General features: G+C 50.1%; 18 protein-coding genes. 8 read left to right on the top strand and 10 right to left on the bottom strand.

Annotated elements, in window-relative coordinates:
- Window positions 1-58 precede the first annotated feature (58 nt).
- Both fumB and fumC read left to right on the top strand, forming a co-directional pair.
- The gene (fumB, locus tag ACJHYR_RS00775; RefSeq protein ID WP_000066642.1) at window positions 59-1,705 is read left to right on the top strand and encodes a class I fumarate hydratase; all 1,647 of its coding nucleotides are present in this window, start codon (window positions 59-61) and stop codon (window positions 1,703-1,705) included.
- Window positions 1,706-1,847: 142 nt separating this feature from the next.
- Window positions 1,848-3,251 carry a class II fumarate hydratase gene (gene fumC / locus ACJHYR_RS00780; RefSeq protein ID WP_001099102.1) on the top strand — a complete coding sequence of 468 codons (1,404 nt, stop codon included), beginning with the start codon at window positions 1,848-1,850 and terminating at the stop codon, window positions 3,249-3,251.
- Here the strand turns inward: fumC and tus are convergent.
- The 3 genes from tus to rstA form a co-directional block, all read right to left on the bottom strand.
- A complete protein-coding gene (gene tus, locus ACJHYR_RS00785; RefSeq protein WP_024211325.1) occupies window positions 3,248-4,177 on the bottom strand; it encodes a DNA replication terminus site-binding protein in 930 nt (309 codons plus the stop codon). The two genes, fumC and tus, sit on opposite strands and share 4 nt — an antisense overlap.
- Window positions 4,178-4,253: 76 nt before the next feature.
- Window positions 4,254-5,555, bottom strand: a complete 1,302-nt coding sequence (gene rstB, locus ACJHYR_RS00790; RefSeq protein ID WP_000732505.1) for a two-component system sensor histidine kinase RstB — start codon at window positions 5,553-5,555, stop codon at window positions 4,254-4,256.
- Between the two features lie 3 nt (window positions 5,556-5,558).
- A complete protein-coding gene (gene rstA / locus ACJHYR_RS00795) occupies window positions 5,559-6,278 on the bottom strand; it encodes a two-component system response regulator RstA (protein ID WP_001092504.1) in 720 nt (239 codons plus the stop codon).
- 128 nt (window positions 6,279-6,406) lie between these two features.
- Between rstA and ACJHYR_RS00800 the strand changes: the two genes are divergently transcribed.
- A complete protein-coding gene (locus ACJHYR_RS00800; protein WP_000524861.1) occupies window positions 6,407-6,742 on the top strand; it encodes a GlpM family protein in 336 nt (111 codons plus the stop codon).
- Here ACJHYR_RS00800 and folM read toward each other — a convergent pair.
- From folM to ydgH, 3 genes are all read right to left on the bottom strand, one after another.
- The gene (folM, locus tag ACJHYR_RS00805; RefSeq protein ID WP_000520798.1) at window positions 6,739-7,461 is read right to left on the bottom strand and encodes a dihydromonapterin reductase; all 723 of its coding nucleotides are present in this window, start codon (window positions 7,459-7,461) and stop codon (window positions 6,739-6,741) included. The two genes, ACJHYR_RS00800 and folM, sit on opposite strands and share 4 nt — an antisense overlap.
- 36 nt (window positions 7,462-7,497) lie before the next feature.
- The gene (locus tag ACJHYR_RS00810; RefSeq protein WP_000412379.1) at window positions 7,498-8,880 is read right to left on the bottom strand and encodes an amino acid permease; all 1,383 of its coding nucleotides are present in this window, start codon (window positions 8,878-8,880) and stop codon (window positions 7,498-7,500) included.
- A 185-nt stretch (window positions 8,881-9,065) separates the two neighbouring features.
- Complete coding sequence (ydgH, locus tag ACJHYR_RS00815; RefSeq protein WP_000769322.1) at window positions 9,066-10,010, bottom strand: DUF1471 family protein YdgH; 945 nt, start codon at window positions 10,008-10,010, stop codon at window positions 9,066-9,068.
- Window positions 10,011-10,533: 523 nt separating this feature from the next.
- Here ydgH and pntA point away from each other — a divergent pair.
- Entirely contained in the window at window positions 10,534-12,066 is a 1,533-nt protein-coding gene (pntA, locus tag ACJHYR_RS00820) for a Re/Si-specific NAD(P)(+) transhydrogenase subunit alpha (protein ID WP_001520575.1), read from the top strand.
- A gap of 10 nt (window positions 12,067-12,076) precedes the next feature.
- On the top strand, window positions 12,077-13,465 hold the full coding sequence (gene pntB / locus ACJHYR_RS00825) for a Re/Si-specific NAD(P)(+) transhydrogenase subunit beta (RefSeq protein WP_000014036.1): 1,389 nt from the start codon (window positions 12,077-12,079) through the stop codon (window positions 13,463-13,465).
- Window positions 13,466-13,489: 24 nt separating this feature from the next.
- Here the strand turns inward: pntB and tqsA are convergent, their stop codons facing one another.
- Complete coding sequence (gene tqsA / locus ACJHYR_RS00830) at window positions 13,490-14,524, bottom strand: AI-2 transporter TqsA (protein WP_059328076.1); 1,035 nt, start codon at window positions 14,522-14,524, stop codon at window positions 13,490-13,492.
- 411 nt (window positions 14,525-14,935) lie between these two features.
- On the opposite strand from tqsA, the gene mdtJ reads away from it, so the two are divergent.
- A complete protein-coding gene (gene mdtJ, locus ACJHYR_RS00835; RefSeq protein ID WP_024242570.1) occupies window positions 14,936-15,301 on the top strand; it encodes a multidrug/spermidine efflux SMR transporter subunit MdtJ in 366 nt (121 codons plus the stop codon).
- Window positions 15,288-15,617 carry a multidrug/spermidine efflux SMR transporter subunit MdtI gene (gene mdtI, locus ACJHYR_RS00840; RefSeq protein WP_024242571.1) on the top strand — a complete coding sequence of 110 codons (330 nt, stop codon included), beginning with the start codon at window positions 15,288-15,290 and terminating at the stop codon, window positions 15,615-15,617. The genes mdtJ and mdtI overlap by 14 nt, the downstream gene beginning before the upstream one ends.
- A gap of 38 nt (window positions 15,618-15,655) precedes the next feature.
- Here mdtI and ACJHYR_RS00845 read toward each other — a convergent pair whose 3' ends face one another.
- The 3 genes from ACJHYR_RS00845 to asr form a co-directional block, all read right to left on the bottom strand.
- Window positions 15,656-16,477, bottom strand: a complete 822-nt coding sequence (locus ACJHYR_RS00845; RefSeq protein WP_001260850.1) for a trypsin-like serine peptidase — start codon at window positions 16,475-16,477, stop codon at window positions 15,656-15,658.
- 99 nt (window positions 16,478-16,576) lie between these two features.
- The gene (locus ACJHYR_RS00850) at window positions 16,577-16,660 is read right to left on the bottom strand and encodes a hypothetical protein (RefSeq protein WP_000233090.1); all 84 of its coding nucleotides are present in this window, start codon (window positions 16,658-16,660) and stop codon (window positions 16,577-16,579) included.
- A gap of 92 nt (window positions 16,661-16,752) precedes the next feature.
- On the bottom strand, window positions 16,753-17,061 hold the full coding sequence (asr, locus tag ACJHYR_RS00855) for an acid resistance repetitive basic protein Asr (RefSeq protein WP_001362115.1): 309 nt from the start codon (window positions 17,059-17,061) through the stop codon (window positions 16,753-16,755).
- Between the two features lie 270 nt (window positions 17,062-17,331).
- Here asr and ACJHYR_RS00860 point away from each other — a divergent pair, with 270 nt between their 5' ends.
- Window positions 17,332-17,436 (top strand): KPN_01571 family protein, encoded by a 105-nt coding sequence (locus tag ACJHYR_RS00860; protein ID WP_001351109.1) that lies wholly within the window; start codon window positions 17,332-17,334, stop codon window positions 17,434-17,436.
- The last annotated feature ends 38 nt before the right edge of the window (window positions 17,437-17,474 follow it).

The following is a 17,474-nucleotide window of genomic DNA, read 5'->3' on the forward strand; positions in this document are numbered from 1 at the left end:
CAGGGCAACGGAACACCCGCCCAGAGCATAACCAAACCAGGCAGTAAGTGAGAGAACAATGTCAAACAAACCCTTTCATTATCAGGCTCCTTTTCCACTCAAAAAAGATGATACTGAGTATTACCTGCTAACCAGCGAACACGTTAGCGTATCTGAATTTGAAGGGCAGGAGATTTTGAAAGTCGCACCCGAAGCGTTAACTTTGTTGGCGCGTCAGGCGTTTCATGATGCGTCATTTATGCTGCGTCCGGCTCACCAACAACAGGTGGCCGACATTCTGCGTGACCCAGAAGCCAGCGAAAATGATAAATATGTGGCGCTGCAATTCCTGCGCAACTCCGACATCGCGGCGAAAGGCGTTCTGCCAACCTGTCAGGATACCGGCACCGCGATTATTGTTGGTAAAAAAGGGCAGCGTGTATGGACCGGTGGCGGTGATGAAGCGGCGCTGGCACGCGGTGTCTATAACACTTATATCGAAGATAATCTGCGCTACTCGCAAAACGCGCCGCTGGATATGTATAAAGAGGTGAATACTGGCACCAATCTACCAGCGCAGATCGATCTTTATGCCGTTGATGGCGACGAGTACAAATTCCTCTGTATCGCCAAAGGTGGCGGTTCGGCAAACAAGACGTATCTCTATCAGGAAACCAAAGCGTTACTAACGCCGGGGAAACTGAAAAATTACCTGGTTGAGAAGATGCGCACGCTGGGTACGGCGGCCTGTCCTCCGTATCATATTGCGTTCGTTATTGGTGGAACTTCTGCAGAAACGAACCTTAAAACGGTGAAACTGGCTTCCGCTAAATACTATGATGAACTGCCAACGGAAGGGAATGAGCACGGACAGGCGTTCCGCGATGTGGAACTGGAAAAAGAATTGCTGATCGAAGCGCAAAATCTTGGTCTGGGTGCGCAGTTTGGCGGTAAATACTTCGCTCACGACATCCGCGTGATTCGCCTGCCACGTCACGGCGCATCCTGCCCGGTCGGTATGGGCGTCTCCTGCTCTGCTGACCGTAATATCAAAGCGAAGATCAACCGTCAGGGGATTTGGATCGAAAAACTGGAACATAATCCAGGCAAATATATCCCGGAAGAGCTGCGCAAAGCGGGAGAAGGCGAAGCGGTGCGCGTTGACCTTAACCGTCCGATGAAAGAGATCCTCTCACAGTTGTCGCAGTATCCCGTTTCTACACGCTTATCGCTTAACGGCACGATTATCGTTGGTCGTGATATTGCTCACGCCAAACTGAAAGAGCGGATGGATAACGGTGAAGGGCTGCCGCAGTACATTAAAGATCATCCGATTTACTACGCGGGTCCGGCCAAAACGCCGGAAGGTTATGCTTCCGGTTCTCTTGGCCCAACGACCGCCGGCCGGATGGATTCTTATGTCGATCAACTGCAAGCGCAGGGCGGAAGTATGATCATGCTGGCGAAAGGCAACCGCAGCCAGCAGGTGACGGATGCCTGTAAAAAACACGGCGGCTTCTACCTTGGCAGTATCGGTGGTCCGGCCGCTGTATTGGCGCAGGGTAGTATTAAGAGCCTGGAATGTGTTGAATATCCGGAACTGGGAATGGAAGCCATCTGGAAAATTGAAGTGGAAGATTTCCCGGCATTTATCCTTGTGGATGATAAAGGAAATGACTTCTTCCAGCAGATACAACTCACACAGTGCACCCGCTGTGTGAAATAAACAGAGCCGCCCTTCGGGGCGGTTTTTTTACATGGCACGAAAGACCAAACATTTGTTATCAAATAGTAAATAATGAGTGAGCTAAAAGTTGCTTAACGAAAGCAAAACAGAAAGAAAAAATTAATCAGGTGAGGAGCAGGCCATGAATACAGTACGCAGCGAAAAAGATTCGATGGGGGCGATTGATGTCCCGGCAGATAAGCTGTGGGGCGCACAAACTCAACGCTCGCTGGAGCATTTCCGCATTTCGACGGAGAAAATGCCCACCTCACTGATTCATGCGCTGGCGCTAACCAAGCGCGCAGCGGCAAAAGTTAATGAAGATTTAGGCTTGTTGTCTGAAGAGAAAGCGAGCGCCATTCGGCAGGCGGCGGATGAAGTACTGGCAGGACAGCATGACGACGAATTCCCATTGGCTATCTGGCAGACCGGCTCCGGCACGCAAAGTAATATGAACATGAACGAAGTGCTGGCTAACCGGGCCAGTGAATTACTTGGCGGCGTGCGCGGGATGGAGCGTAAAGTTCATCCTAACGACGACGTGAACAAAAGCCAAAGTTCCAATGATGTCTTTCCGACGGCGATGCACGTTGCGGCGCTGCTGGCGCTGCGCAAGCAACTCATTCCACAACTTAAAACCCTGACCCAGACGCTGAGTGAAAAATCGCGCGCATTTGCCGATATCGTCAAAATCGGTCGAACCCACTTGCAGGATGCCACGCCGCTAACACTGGGGCAGGAGATTTCCGGCTGGGTAGCGATGCTGGAGCATAATCTCAAACATATTGAATACAGCCTGCCTCACGTAGCGGAACTGGCTCTGGGCGGTACAGCGGTGGGTACTGGACTAAATACCCATCCGGAGTATGCGCGTCGCGTAGCAGATGAACTGGCAGTCATTACCTGTGCACCGTTTGTTACCGCGCCGAACAAATTTGAAGCGCTGGCGACCTGTGATGCCCTGGTTCAGGCGCACGGCGCGTTGAAAGGGTTGGCTGCGTCACTGATGAAAATTGCCAATGATGTCCGCTGGCTGGCCTCAGGCCCGCGCTGCGGAATTGGTGAAATCTCAATCCCGGAAAATGAGCCGGGCAGCTCAATCATGCCGGGGAAAGTGAACCCAACACAGTGTGAGGCATTAACCATGCTCTGCTGTCAGGTGATGGGGAACGACGTGGCGATCAACATGGGGGGCGCTTCCGGTAACTTTGAACTGAACGTCTTCCGTCCAATGGTGATCCACAATTTCCTGCAATCGGTGCGCTTGCTGGCAGATGGCATGGAAAGTTTTAACAAACACTGCGCAGTGGGTATTGAACCGAATCGTGAGCGAATCAATCAATTACTCAATGAATCGCTGATGCTGGTGACTGCGCTTAACACCCACATTGGTTATGACAAAGCCGCCGAGATCGCCAAAAAAGCGCATAAAGAAGGGCTGACCTTAAAAGCTGCGGCCCTTGCGCTGGGGTATCTTAGCGAAGCCGAGTTTGACAGCTGGGTACGGCCAGAACAGATGGTCGGCAGTATGAAAGCAGGGCGTTAATCTGCAACGTACAGGTGCAGCCGGGGAATGATCAAACGAAGCGGCTGCGCCTGTGGTTTATAACGGTGTTGCACATTGTCGGCATCGTAATTTAATAACTCCCCAACGTCGGGCACGCTCGCGCCATTATCCCGATTAATCAGCGCAATAAGCGGTGTAGGGCAAGCGTATTGTACTTGTTTTTGATCTCCCTTGTACCAGACGCGGGCAATCGGCTGCACCTTCACCGGACGTTTGATTTTTAACTTCGCGTCCTGTGGCAGGGTAGCAATATCCTGATACTCTCTCTCCAGTTTTCTTTGCCACTCCTCGCGCGTCCACGGTGCGACACTGCGCGGTGATTTCAGGCTTTTTTCCAGCTGTGCAAGGACTTCATCACGATGCAAATTCTTAATGATATGTTTATTGGCCCAGCCAAAACGTAAAGTGGCGGGGTCGTGCAGAACAGTGAGCGTTCGGTAAGCATTAAGGGTGATCAGCCCCGGCAAATGACGATGCACCCATTCAAAACGCGCCGCTGTGGGGAGTTCTGACTCAACCGTGACGATATGCTCGAACGTAGTCTTGAGTTGATTGATGCGCTGAATATGACTGACCAACGCTGCTTGCGAAAGGTTATCGACCTGGTAACACAACACGCCAGGTAGACGAACAGCGGCCTTGCTGCTGCGATTTTCGGACTGTTGTTGAATAAATAAATGGCGGAAATGACGTAACGCCAGCGACTGCGCGTCGTTGCCGAGATGTTGCTTTACCTCAATACGATTAAGCGGATTATGCTCATCCTCTTTTTTTACCTCCGGCAAAGAGAACACGCGGGCAACCAGCAATTTGTGCTGTTCTAGCTCAGCGGCAAATGCAGCCAGTTCTTGTTCCATCTGGCGAAAGGTAGTGTTGAGTCGGTCTACGAGATCGTAACGCGCCATAATATTAACCACTTTAGTTACAACATACTTTATTTTATAGCACAGTATCGACAGCCTGACCACCGTGCGCATAGTGTCAGGCAGAGGTAAATTGCGGGATGTTATGCCATAACGGCCAGCTAAACGAGAAGCGGGCACCACCCAGTTCGCTGGTGTCACAATTAACCGTACCGCCCATTGCCAGTGCTATAGAGTGGACAATTGCCAGCCCCAGCCCGCAGCCGCCGGTTGAGCGATCCCGGCTGGGATCGAGTCGAACAAAAGGTTCAAAGATATGTTCGCGGTTTTCTGGGGCAATCCCTGGGCCATCATCCTCAACAATTAATGTCGCTCTATTCCCCGACAGTAGCAGGCTGGTTTCAACCGTTGAGTGACAGTAGCGCAGGGCGTTATTGAGCAAATTATCCAGCACGCGCTCCATTAAGCGCATATCCAACGCCGCATAATGGCCTTGCGCGAGCGTTTTTATCCGTACCGTTTTATCGGGCGTTACTGCCTGAATATCTGCCAGATGCGTTGACAGCCACAACGGCAGGTCTGGTTCGCTAAGATGAAGCTCATTTTGTGGGCGATCGAGTCGGGCATAAGTCAGCAGCTCTTCAATTAAAGCTTCAAGTTGACTGATATCGCGATTCAACGCCTGGGATTCGGCGGCGCTCAGGTTATCGCTCATCTCCAGTCGATAACGCAGGCGCACTAACGGTGTTCGCAGTTCATGAGCGATACCGTCAATAAGCTGTTTTTTGCTGGCAATCAAGGCGTTGATATTGTCCGCCATCTGGTTAAATGCGACACCAAGTCGTTCAAAGCTTGAACCCTCATCAAAGTGGATACGCTCATTGAGATGCCCATCGCCAAATCGTTGCGCCGCTGCTTCCAGTTTTAACATATCCTGCCAGTGCGGACGCATCCAGATAAACACCGGAAAGGCGAGGGAAATGGCAATAAAAGCGATCAGGGCGATATCCAGTAATCGCATCTGATGGAGGTAATAAAGATAAGGAACAGGACCAACTGCCAGCACGTAGTGGCTGCGCGGGATGCGTTGCAAAAACGTGTACTGATCGTCCAGGGCGACAATTTCGCCGCCACGCAGTCGGTGCATGGAAATATCATCAAGATGGTATTTACTCAGTGGCTCGACACGCAGATCGAAAGAGAGATTTAAATCCATCTCTTTCAGCGTCTTACCCCAGTCGTGTGGGGGGATCTCACGCAATTCGCTGCGCATCAGATACAGCGAACTGTTCATCAAATCATCCAGCGACTGTTTGCCCGCGCGTTCGGCGGTAAATTTGTACACCAGCCCAACCAGCAGAGACATCACAAGGAAGCAGACAAACAATAACAGGTAAAACTGGATAAACAGTTTTTTCATCGCTTATTCCCATGCATGAGGCGCAAAAAGATAGCCTTTGTTACGCACAGTTTTAATGCGATAAGGTTCTGCGGCGTTATCGAGCAGTTTTTTTCTTAACCGCGAAATAGCCACGTCCACGCTACGATCCAGTCCGTCATAACTGACGCCACGTAAATTTTTCAGCAATGCATCGCGGTCCATGATTTGCCCAGCATGGGTAGCTAATTCCCACAATAATTCGAAATCAGCTGTCGAGAGCGAGATTTCAGTGTTAGCCAGGGTGACTACGCGGTTGATAGGATCGATGGTCAACGTGCCGAAATGCAGGGCTTTGTAGGGAGTCAGAGACGTTTCCTGAAGACCTTTGCTCAGTGTGGCTTGCTCATTCTGACGCAAATGCAAACGTAAACGCGCTAACAAAACAGCAGGGGGCGTCGTTTTGAGAATATAGTCGCAGGCTCCCATTTCCAGTGCCAGGATGTGGTTCATATCGCTATCGAGAGAGGTTAGAAGAACAATTGGTCCGGACCACTTTGCGCGTAAATCACGACAAATGGTCATGCCGTCCTTGCCTGGTAGCATGATGTCGAGTAACACCAAATCCGGATTTTCTCGCAGAATAGTTTCTTCGGCCTGGTCGCCGCGCGGCTCTACGGTAACCTGCATATCATGTTTTGCCAGGTACGCGGCAATCAGTGAACCGACTTCCGCATCATCTTCCACAAATACGATAGTGTTCATATTATTCACGGTAGATATAAAAACGTCACAATACACCGCGCTGTTTTTACTTACTATCAATCGTTTCTAAACAAGTTTTCATCAGGTATTCTACTGATGACTTGTTATGGAAGTGTTAAGGTAAAAAGATGGGGCTGGTAATCAAAGCCGCGCTCGGTGCGCTGGTAGTGCTGTTGATTGGTGTTTTAGCAAAAACGAAAAATTATTATATCGCCGGGCTGATCCCACTTTTCCCGACCTTTGCGCTCATCGCGCATTATATTGTTGCCAGCGAACGCGGCATTGAAGCCTTACGCGCAACCATCATTTTTAGCATGTGGTCGATTATTCCCTATTTTGTTTACCTGGCGTCGCTGTGGTATTTCACCGGAATGATGCGCTTGCCCGCCGCTTTTGTTGGTTCTGTTGCGTGTTGGGGGATAAGCGCATGGGTGTTGATTATATGCTGGATAAAGCTGCATTAACGCAGATGACGACCGCCATCAAGAGGGAAACTGCGTCCGGTGACAAAGCAGCTGGTAAGTAAGTAATCGACCAGGTCGATCACTTCTTTCTCGCCAGGCGCGGTTTTCATCAGTGATTTATTCAGCGCCTGTTGTCGATATTCGGCATCATCATGTTCATTAAACAGGATCAGCGATGGCGCAATAGAATTCACTTTCACTTCCGGTGCCAGCTTGCGGGCAAACGAGCGAGTCATATTATCCAGTGCCGCTTTGCTTGCAGCATAGGCAATATGTTTGTCGCTACCGCGCTCCACCACATAATCGGTAAAGTGAATGATATCGCTGGAGGCGTGTCCGTGCCCACGCAGTAATCTTTCTAGCGCATGGTTGAGCAGGTATGGGGTATTAACGTGGATCTGCATCATGCAAGCCAGTACGTCGGACAGTGGCGCACCCGGTTTTTCCGCCATCCACGCGCTGGCGTTATGCAAAATAGCACGCAGACCATGGGTACTTTTTAGTACTTCATCGGCAAACGCCATCACACCGTCGTTGGTCGAAAAATCAGCCTGAATACACTGCGCACCTGCCTTAATTAGTCCATCAATGGCTGGATAGTGCGTCCGATAGCTGACAATCACCGGTTGCTTTTGATTAATGAAATGCCAGGCGAGTGCGAGGCCGATGCGACGACCTCCGCCAGTAATTAATATTGGCAAGGGCTGGGTTTTACCCATCGTTATCTCCTTTGCTATCCAACGATGGGATGAACGTTATCCCACCAGCATCCAGGTCGCCGGAACTGAGGCAATTAACAGCATGCCAATCAGCACCATTTCCTGACGGTTCAGTACATTATCATGTGTATGCGTTTTACGCGCATACAGGAAAACCAGCAGCCCCGGCGCATACAGAACAACGGATAACAGCAAGTGCATTGGACCAGAGGCGTACAATAACCATAAGCCATAAATGCAGGCACCGACACCTACCGCTTTATGCAGTGGACGGGTTGCGATTTTCAGCAAGAACGCGCCGACCAGGAAATAGGGCACCAGAATCATTTCTGAGGCGATGGTCAGCAATGTGTTGTAATCGGAACCGGTCAGCCAGATGAGCACCAGACAAATTTGCACGCAGATGTTGGTCAGCCACAGTGAAGCGGATGGCGCAGCTTGTGCGTTCTGGCGCGCAAAAATGCGCGGGAATGCTTTATGAGTGGCGGCAAGGAACGGAACTTCTGCTGCCATGATGGTCCAGCTTAAGTACGCGCCGCAAACGGAAACGATCAAACCGGCAGCGATGATGATTTCGCCCCACGGTCCCATCATTTCCACCATCAGACCGGCCATTGACGGGTTACGAATTTCAGCCAGTTCAGGACGTGCCACCACGCCCAGCGAAAGCAGCGTTACCAGCAAATAAACGCCCAGAGCGGAGAGAACCGCCAGCAGTGTCGCTTTGCCAACATCACGCTTATTACGCGCACGCGCAGAAACAACCACGGCACCTTCCACACCAATGAAAACCCACAGGGTGATCAGCATGGTGTTTTTCACCTGTTCCCAAACGGGTACGCCAAGTGCAAGTCCGGTGAAGTCGAGCTTGAAGGTATCCAGTTTGAACATCATCATCGCCAACACAACAAACAGACCCAGCGGCAACAGTTTTGCCAGTGTTGCCACCAGGTTAATGCTGGCAGCGGTTTGCACCCCGCGCAGGATCAAAAAGTGAACAATCCACAATAAAGCCGATGCACCGACGATCGATTGCCAGGTATTACCATCGCCAAACAGGCGCAATTCCGGCGTGTCCGTAAAAAAGCTTAACGCGGAAAAAACGATCACCAGATAGGAGACGTTGGCGATGACCGCGCACAGCCAGTATCCCCATGCGGAACAAAAGCCGATTAGCTCGCCAAACCCTTCGCGGGCATAGGTAAAGATACCGCCGTCAAGTTCGGGACGAATGCGCGTGAGGATCAGCATGGCAAAGGCCAGCAATAAAATGCCAGCGCCAGTAATGCCCCAGCCGATGAGCAGTGCTGCCGGGCTGGCAACTGCTGCCATATTTTGCGGCAGACTGAAAACACCCGCGCCCAGCATTGAGCTTAATACCAGCGCGGTGAGTGCGCTCAGTCCCAGTTTCTTTTCCATCGATATCCAGTGATTAAAACGTGATAAGAAGAATAAATATTAGGGCAAAACGCATAAAAATGGAGTTTGCCACTGAAGCGCGGGATTTTACGAAGAGATGTGTCTGCATGCAATGGTCGCGGGGAAATTTGTGACTAAAAATGCGAAAGGCGGCATCAAGCCGCCTTATAGGAGTAACTGAATAGTTATTTATACAGATCTGCGCTGACGGTCAGGTTATTACCACGTTCCTGCCACTGGCGGGTGATGTGGTAATATTTAGCACCTTTCTTCGCGGCACGTTTCGCAACCTGATAGGAGACTTCAGTCATGTTGCCGTAGTTGCCAGAGAATTTGATGCTGTCGAACGGGACCATCATCGCTGCGGTCGCTTTGTTCAGTTCTTCGACTTTAGTGCCATCCGGGAGCGTGACGGTGTAACGCCCGCCTTTTGATGACTGGGTTTCAAAGAAGCGACCGACTTCAGAACTTGGTGATGCGGTAGTCGCAACACCCGGGATCTCAACTTTCTTCGCGGCTTCGCCACCGGCAGCCAGAGCTGCACGTCCTGCTTCGGAATCTGCCGGGATCACATCCGGGCTCTGGACGATACGTTTCTTAGCATCTTTTTTATAGATGAATGCAGTAATACGCTGGTTGCCGCCCTGGTTGGCATCGATTTGACGAACAATGTAGAAAGAGTAGGCACCTTTCGCTTTTGCTGCTTTGGTGATGGCATCATTGACTTCTGGCTGGCTACGATAAAAGCCCTGGACGGTGACCGTGTCAAACGGTTCAATCAGAACAGCCTGATCTTTCGGCAGTTCGACAACACCGTTAATTACGCGATTACTTGTTTCTTCTGCTTTTTCAGCATCGGCTTTATAGAGGTCAGCGACCACACGCCAGTTACCGCTGTTACCAAAATCAGAAGTGTCGACAACATAAAAAGAGGCGGCACCTTCTTTATCTGCGCGACGAGAAACGGCTTTCACCGCTTCGCCAATAGCATTAAAACGACCGGTAACCACTACACGGTCAAAAGGTTTAACCGCTGCCGCTTGCTCCGGTGTCAGTTCTGTTGCTGCGTTAACGGAGAATGCCGTAGCAGAAAGCAGTGCCGACGCCAGGAGGGTGTTCTTAAGCTTCATAAAAATAATCCTTCGCCTTGCGCAAACCAGGTACTGGTATTGTTATTAACGAGAAACGTGGCTGATTATTGCATTTAAACGGTGTAACTGTCTGCGTCATTTTTCATATCACATTCCTTAAGCCAATTTTAATCCTGCTCAAATGACCGTCTATGCTTAAAAAACAGCCGTATCAGCATCAATACTACTGAAGCAACTGAATTGTATAAGTTAATTTAATGTTAAGTAGTGATTCGTACCGGGGCGATGTCTCGTTTTACCTGACCGTCGAAGACAATTATCAGTCTTTATCCGGTGTTCTAAGGTGTTTATCCCACTATCACGGCTGAATCGTTAATATTTTGCGAGTTCACGCCGAAATACTGATTTTTGGCGCTAGATCACAGGCATAATTTTCAGTACGTTATAGGGCGTTTGTTACTAATTTATTTTAACGGAGTAACATTTAGCTCGTACATGAGCGGCTTGTGTGGCTCCTGACACAGGCAAACCATCATCAATAAAACCGATGGAAGGGAATATCATGCGAATTGGCATACCAAGAGAACGGTTAACCAATGAAACCCGTGTTGCAGCAACGCCAAAAACAGTGGAACAGCTGCTGAAACTGGGTTTTACCGTCGCGGTAGAGAGCGGCGCGGGTCAACTGGCAAGTTTTGACGATAAAGCGTTTGTGCAAGCGGGCGCTGAAATTGTAGAAGGGAATAGCGTCTGGCAGTCAGAGATCATTCTGAAGGTCAATGCGCCGTTAGATGATGAAATTGCGTTACTGAATCCTGGGACAACGCTGGTGAGTTTTATCTGGCCTGCGCAGAATCCTGAATTAATGCAAAAACTTGCGGAACGTAACGTGACCGTGATGGCGATGGACTCTGTGCCGCGTATCTCACGCGCACAATCGCTGGACGCACTAAGCTCGATGGCGAACATCGCCGGTTATCGCGCCATTGTTGAAGCGGCACATGAATTTGGGCGCTTCTTTACCGGGCAAATTACTGCGGCCGGGAAAGTGCCACCGGCAAAAGTGATGGTGATTGGTGCGGGTGTTGCAGGTCTGGCCGCCATTGGCGCAGCAAACAGTCTCGGCGCGATTGTGCGTGCATTCGACACCCGCCCGGAAGTGAAAGAACAAGTTCAAAGTATGGGCGCGGAATTCCTCGAGCTGGATTTTAAAGAGGAAGCGGGCAGCGGCGATGGCTATGCCAAAGTGATGTCGGACGCGTTCATCAAAGCGGAAATGGAACTCTTTGCCGCCCAGGCAAAAGAGGTCGATATCATTGTCACCACCGCGCTTATTCCAGGCAAACCAGCGCCGAAGCTAATTACCCGTGAAATGGTTGACTCCATGAAGGCGGGCAGTGTGATTGTCGACCTGGCAGCCCAAAACGGCGGCAACTGTGAATACACCGTGCCGGGTGAAATCTTCACTACGGAAAATGGTGTCAAAGTGATTGGTTATACCGATCTTCCGAGCCGTCTGCCGACGCAATCCTCACAGCTTTACGGCACTAACCTCGTTAATCTGCTGAAACTGTTGTGCAAAGAGAAAGACGGCAACATCACTGTTGATTTTGATGATGTGGTGATTCGCGGCGTGACCGTGATCCGTGCGGGCGAAATTACCTGGCCGGCACCGCCGATTCAGGTATCAGCTCAGCCGCAGGCGGCACAAAAAGCGGCACCGGAAGTGAAAACTGAGGAAAAATGTGCCTGCTCACCGTGGCGTAAATACGCGTTGATGGCGCTGGCAATCATCCTTTTCGGCTGGTTGGCAAGCGTTGCGCCGAAAGAGTTTCTTGGGCACTTCACCGTTTTTGCGCTGGCCTGTGTTGTCGGTTATTACGTGGTGTGGAATGTATCGCACGCGCTGCATACACCGTTGATGTCGGTCACCAACGCGATTTCAGGGATTATTGTTGTCGGAGCACTGTTGCAGATTGGCCAGGGCGGCTGGGTTAGCTTCCTTAGTTTTATCGCGGTGCTTATAGCCAGCATTAATATTTTCGGTGGCTTCACCGTGACTCAGCGCATGCTGAAAATGTTCCGCAAAAATTAAGGGGTAACATATGTCTGGAGGATTAGTTACAGCTGCATACATTGTTGCCGCGATCCTGTTTATCTTCAGTCTGGCCGGTCTTTCGAAACATGAAACGTCTCGCCAGGGTAACAACTTCGGTATCGCCGGGATGGCGATTGCGTTAATCGCAACCATTTTTGGACCGGATACGGGTAATGTTGGCTGGATCTTGCTGGCGATGGTCATTGGTGGGGCAATTGGTATCCGGCTGGCGAAGAAAGTTGAAATGACCGAAATGCCAGAACTGGTGGCGATCCTGCATAGCTTCGTGGGTCTGGCGGCAGTGCTGGTTGGCTTTAACAGCTATCTGCATCATGACGCGGGAATGGCACCGATTCTGGTCAATATTCACCTAACGGAAGTGTTCCTCGGTATCTTCATCGGGGCGGTAACGTTCACGGGTTCGGTGGTGGCGTTCGGCAAACTGTGTGGCAAAATTTCGTCTAAACCGTTGATGCTGCCAAACCGTCACAAAATGAACCTGGCAGCTCTGGTCGTTTCCTTCCTGCTGCTGATTGTATTTGTTCGCACGGACAGCGTCGGCCTGCAAGTGCTGGCATTGCTGATAATGACCGCCATTGCGTTGGTATTCGGCTGGCATTTAGTCGCCTCCATCGGTGGTGCAGATATGCCAGTGGTGGTGTCGATGCTGAACTCGTACTCCGGCTGGGCGGCTGCGGCTGCGGGCTTTATGCTCAGCAACGACCTGCTGATTGTGACCGGTGCGCTGGTCGGTTCTTCGGGGGCTATCCTTTCTTACATTATGTGTAAGGCGATGAACCGTTCTTTTATCAGCGTTATTGCGGGTGGTTTCGGCACCGACGGCTCTTCTACTGGCGATGATCAGGAAGTGGGCGAGCACCGCGAAATCACCGCAGAAGAGACAGCGGAACTGCTGAAAAACTCCCATTCAGTGATCATTACTCCGGGGTACGGCATGGCAGTCGCGCAGGCGCAATATCCTGTCGCTGAAATTACCGAGAAACTGCGCGCTCGTGGTATCAACGTGCGTTTCGGTATCCACCCGGTTGCGGGGCGTTTGCCTGGACATATGAACGTATTGCTGGCTGAAGCAAAAGTACCGTATGACATCGTGCTGGAAATGGACGAGATCAACGATGACTTTGCTGATACCGATACCGTACTGGTGATTGGTGCTAACGATACGGTTAACCCGGCGGCGCAGGATGATCCGAAGAGTCCGATTGCTGGTATGCCTGTGCTGGAAGTGTGGAAAGCGCAGAACGTGATTGTCTTTAAACGTTCGATGAACACTGGCTATGCTGGTGTGCAAAACCCGCTGTTCTTCAAGGAAAACACCCACATGCTGTTTGGTGACGCCAAAGCCAGCGTGGATGCAATCCTGAAAGCTCTGTAACCCTGACGGCCTCTGCGGAGGCCGTCACTCTTTATTGAGATCGCTTAACAGAACGGCGATGCTTTGACCTCCCGCTGTTTGTTCAAGCGCAATTTTGACAATAATTGTCAACGGCACGGAAAGCAGCATACCCACCGGTCCTAACAACCATCCCCAAAAAATCAACGACAAAAATACCACCAATGTGGAAAGCCCCAGCCCACGCCCCATGATGCGTGGCTCCAGAATATTGCCGAAGACCAGATTAATCAGCAGATATCCCGCCAGCACCAGCAACGCTTCGTAGAAGCCATTAAACACCAGTACCTGAGCGATAGGGGGGATTGCCGCGAGAACTGAACCAATATTAGGGATGTAATTAAGCGCAAAGGCCAGCAATCCCCAGACAAAAGCGAAGCGAACATCGAGTGCGGCGAGCATCGCCCAGGCGACCAGGCCGGTGATGATGCTGATGGCTGTTTTCAGCACCAGATAATGAGAAACACTGTCAATCGCACGCTGAATCGCCGCCATCCCTTCAACCGGACGCGCCATCATTTGCTGAAATTTTCCGGGCAATTGTGGCACTTCGAGCAGCATAAACAGCACCGTCAGCAGCAATAAAGATATTGATGACATGGCATTAGATAACTGCGTCAATAAGTTGGTGAGCAACGTCATCGCCGCGTTCGGATCAATGTAATGCGCCAGTTGGTCAACTGAGACATCAATCCCTACGCGTTGCAACAACGGTTCAATCGCTTGCAGCGGCGTCATAATAGAGTTGCGATATTGCGGTAACGTCCGCGTCAACTCGTTGAGCGCGGAACCCAGATAAGCTAACAGCAACACCATCGCCATCACGATGATGGTCATCAAAATCGACACCGCCAGTACACGCGGCACTCGCCAGCGGACCATGTGTTGCACCAGCGGGTTAAGAATAACAGCAATAAATAATGCGAGAATAAACGGCACGATGATCTCGGCGGCAAAACGGATACCGCAGAGAATAATGACCAGCATTCCCAACATAATGACGATTTTTAGGCCATTGAGCGTGATGATCGGCTTTGCCATGCTTGTCCCCGTTTTTTCTTCCTTTGCTAATAATAATGTCTTTTTCGCTCCGTCATCATAACGAAAATCAAACCGCTCAGGTAAAGAAGTGAAAATATTTTGAGTTAATTCTTAAGCTATGATACAAATCAGGCGTGTTCAACTACCGAGGACAATTATCATCCGCGATGACGAGAAGCAACACTGCGGATAATTGTAATATTATGGACAATTTGTTCAGGACGTTATTTTCTACATTTACCCATCTTCGTACCTCATCCACTATCTTGCTCGTAGGTGAGCAGCACTGGCGCAACGCGCTTTAGTCCTTTCTTCTGCCAAAGCTTGCGCTAAGCGCGGGGCTTGACCACTTTACTTTGGTTTCGCTGAATTAAGCGAAAATTAAAATAATTCTCTTGCAGGAGAAGGACAATGTATATTTATTGGATTTTATTAGGTCTGGCTATTGCTACAGAAATTACCGGTACGCTGTCCATGAAATGGGCGAGCGTCAGTGAGGGAAATGGCGGCTTTATTTTAATGCTGGTGATGATTTCTCTGTCGTATATATTTCTCTCTTTCGCCGTTAAAAAGATCGCCTTAGGCGTGGCTTATGCGCTGTGGGAAGGTATCGGTATTTTATTTATTACCTTGTTTAGTGTTTTGTTATTCGACGAAAGTTTATCGCTGATGAAAATTGCCGGGTTAACCACCCTGGTCGCCGGGATTGTATTGATCAAATCAGGTACCCGTAAAGCGCGTAAACCTGAACTGGAGGTGAACCATGACGCAGTTTGAATGGGTTCACGCCGCCTGGCTGGCATTGGCAATCGTGCTGGAAATCGTTGCTAACGTCTTTTTGAAATTTTCTGACGGCTTTCGTCGCAAAATATTTGGCTTGCTCTCCCTGGCGGCGGTGCTGGCTGCCTTTAGTGCGCTTTCTCAGGCCGTTAAAGGGATCGACTTGTCTGTCGCTTATGCATTGTGGGGCGGGTTTGGTATTGCCGCCACGTTAGCCGCAGGTTGGATCTTGTTTGGTCAACGGTTAAATCGTAAAGGCTGGATTGGCCTGGTCTTGCTGTTGGCTGGAATGATCATGGTGAAACTTGCCTGATGAACACGCTGCCCGCGCTGTCGGGCAGCGTTTGAACATTATTTTTGCGACAGTTGATCCAGCCTGTCGCGAAAACCGGTAACAGAAATGGCCCGGTTATCGGCGCGCCAGCGATCTTTCGCGGCAGGAGCCGAACTTTGCACCCCAATTAATTGCCAGCCGTCATCGGTATGCAACATCAGAGGCGAACCGCTGTCACCCGGCAAGGTATCGCACTGATGCGACATCACCGACGTTTGCGCCCAGCCAGTCACTTCACAGTTTTGATGACTGTACAACGTATCGAGATGATCTTCAGGGTATCCCGCCTGAGTCACTTTACGACCTGCCGCTTTTAATGCGGCGGTAAGCGCGGCTTTATCTCCCTCAAATAACGGCAATGGTGTAATGCCAGAAGGGGGATTACGCAGCACAATCAAGCCGAAGTCCCATGGTGCAGCTGCGGGAGGAACAATCCAACCATCCCCATCTGCTTTTAACCGCTTTCCCAGTGTCGGATCAACGCGGCCTTCTATGTCGTGGATCTCATAGCGCCAAAGACCTTTATTTGACACGAAACGCAGCGCTACCGCTTTATCGGCTTTACCCTTTGGCGGCGTCAATAAACAGTGTCCTGCCGTTAATGCCAGATTGGGTGCAATCAGCGTCGCCGTACATAAATTGCCGCTGGCCGTTTCCAGTTGGCCAACCGCATCCCACGGTGATTGGGTCGTGTCATTCACTGGCACACGATCATCATGACCAAAAAACAGGGTGCTGACCTCATCGTTTGCCGATTTGGCAACGTCTGGTTTATCTGCAAACACAAAAGCAGACGTCAAACTAATTGCACCCAACACTACAGCAATGGTTGTACGCATATCACACTCTGGTGGGTAATTATGTTTATTAAAAGCAAACCCTCATAAATACTATAGACGGGACGGGATGAAAGTGGGAGTAAAATCAGATAACTACGATCAGGAAAGATAAAAACGGGCGGCAATCAGTGCGCATAAAATAAGGATGATAAGAATGAACTCAAAGCGATAACGGCCCACCATACTACCCTCCGCTAAAGGCGGTGCTAAACGTTATCCGCTTAGCACCGTAATTTTCAGGCGCGAGGGGGCGCGCCAGCATTACTATTGATAACTTACGCTGCGGGTTGTGCAGCAGGTTTTGCCGGTTGCTGATGGCTGTGTTTCTTGGCGTGTTTCTTCGCTGCCTGCGCTTTTTGTTCAGGAGCTTTCTGTTCAGCTTTGGCATTTTTATGATGCTTTTTAGCCGCCTGCGCTTTCTGGGCAGGTGCTGCTTTATGCTGTTTTTTATGATGTGTGGTTTTCGCAGGCGCTGCTTTGGTGGTCGTCGCAGTCGGAGCAGGTGTGGTCGCAGTCTCTGCAGCAAAGGCAGCAGAAGACAGACCCATAGCAGCGGCAACAACCAGAGCTAATACTTTTTTCATTGTCATACCCTCAATTTGTTTTTTCATTTAACCCCACTGCGGGGCCGTTGAAATAACTATATCCCTGGGAATGGCAGACTTCCGTGAGTGGTTGGTTTCAGCGTGTAACGATATGTACAAACGCTGAATAAATTACAGCGTTGATAATAACGTATTGTGACTTAAGGGAAATTTAGCTACCAATAATAGTAGTCTTGATCAGGTTAACTATTTTACTACTTACAAAGCGGTAGAATAACTGCGCATCAGTAATAAATGACACACAGCAAAATGAATCCGTTTATTTGGGTACTTATAATCCTGATGACACTAGATGCGCTGCGGGAATTGGCTGGCGCTTCGTCTATTTTAGGATGGCTATTAACGTTGGTTTGAGCAGGCAATAAGTCCGGATGGGTATTTACCGCAGTCCG

The organism is Escherichia sp. WS1450 (assembly GCF_046487395.1).
In the GTDB taxonomy this organism is placed as follows: Bacteria; Pseudomonadota; Gammaproteobacteria; order Enterobacterales; family Enterobacteriaceae; genus Escherichia; species Escherichia coli.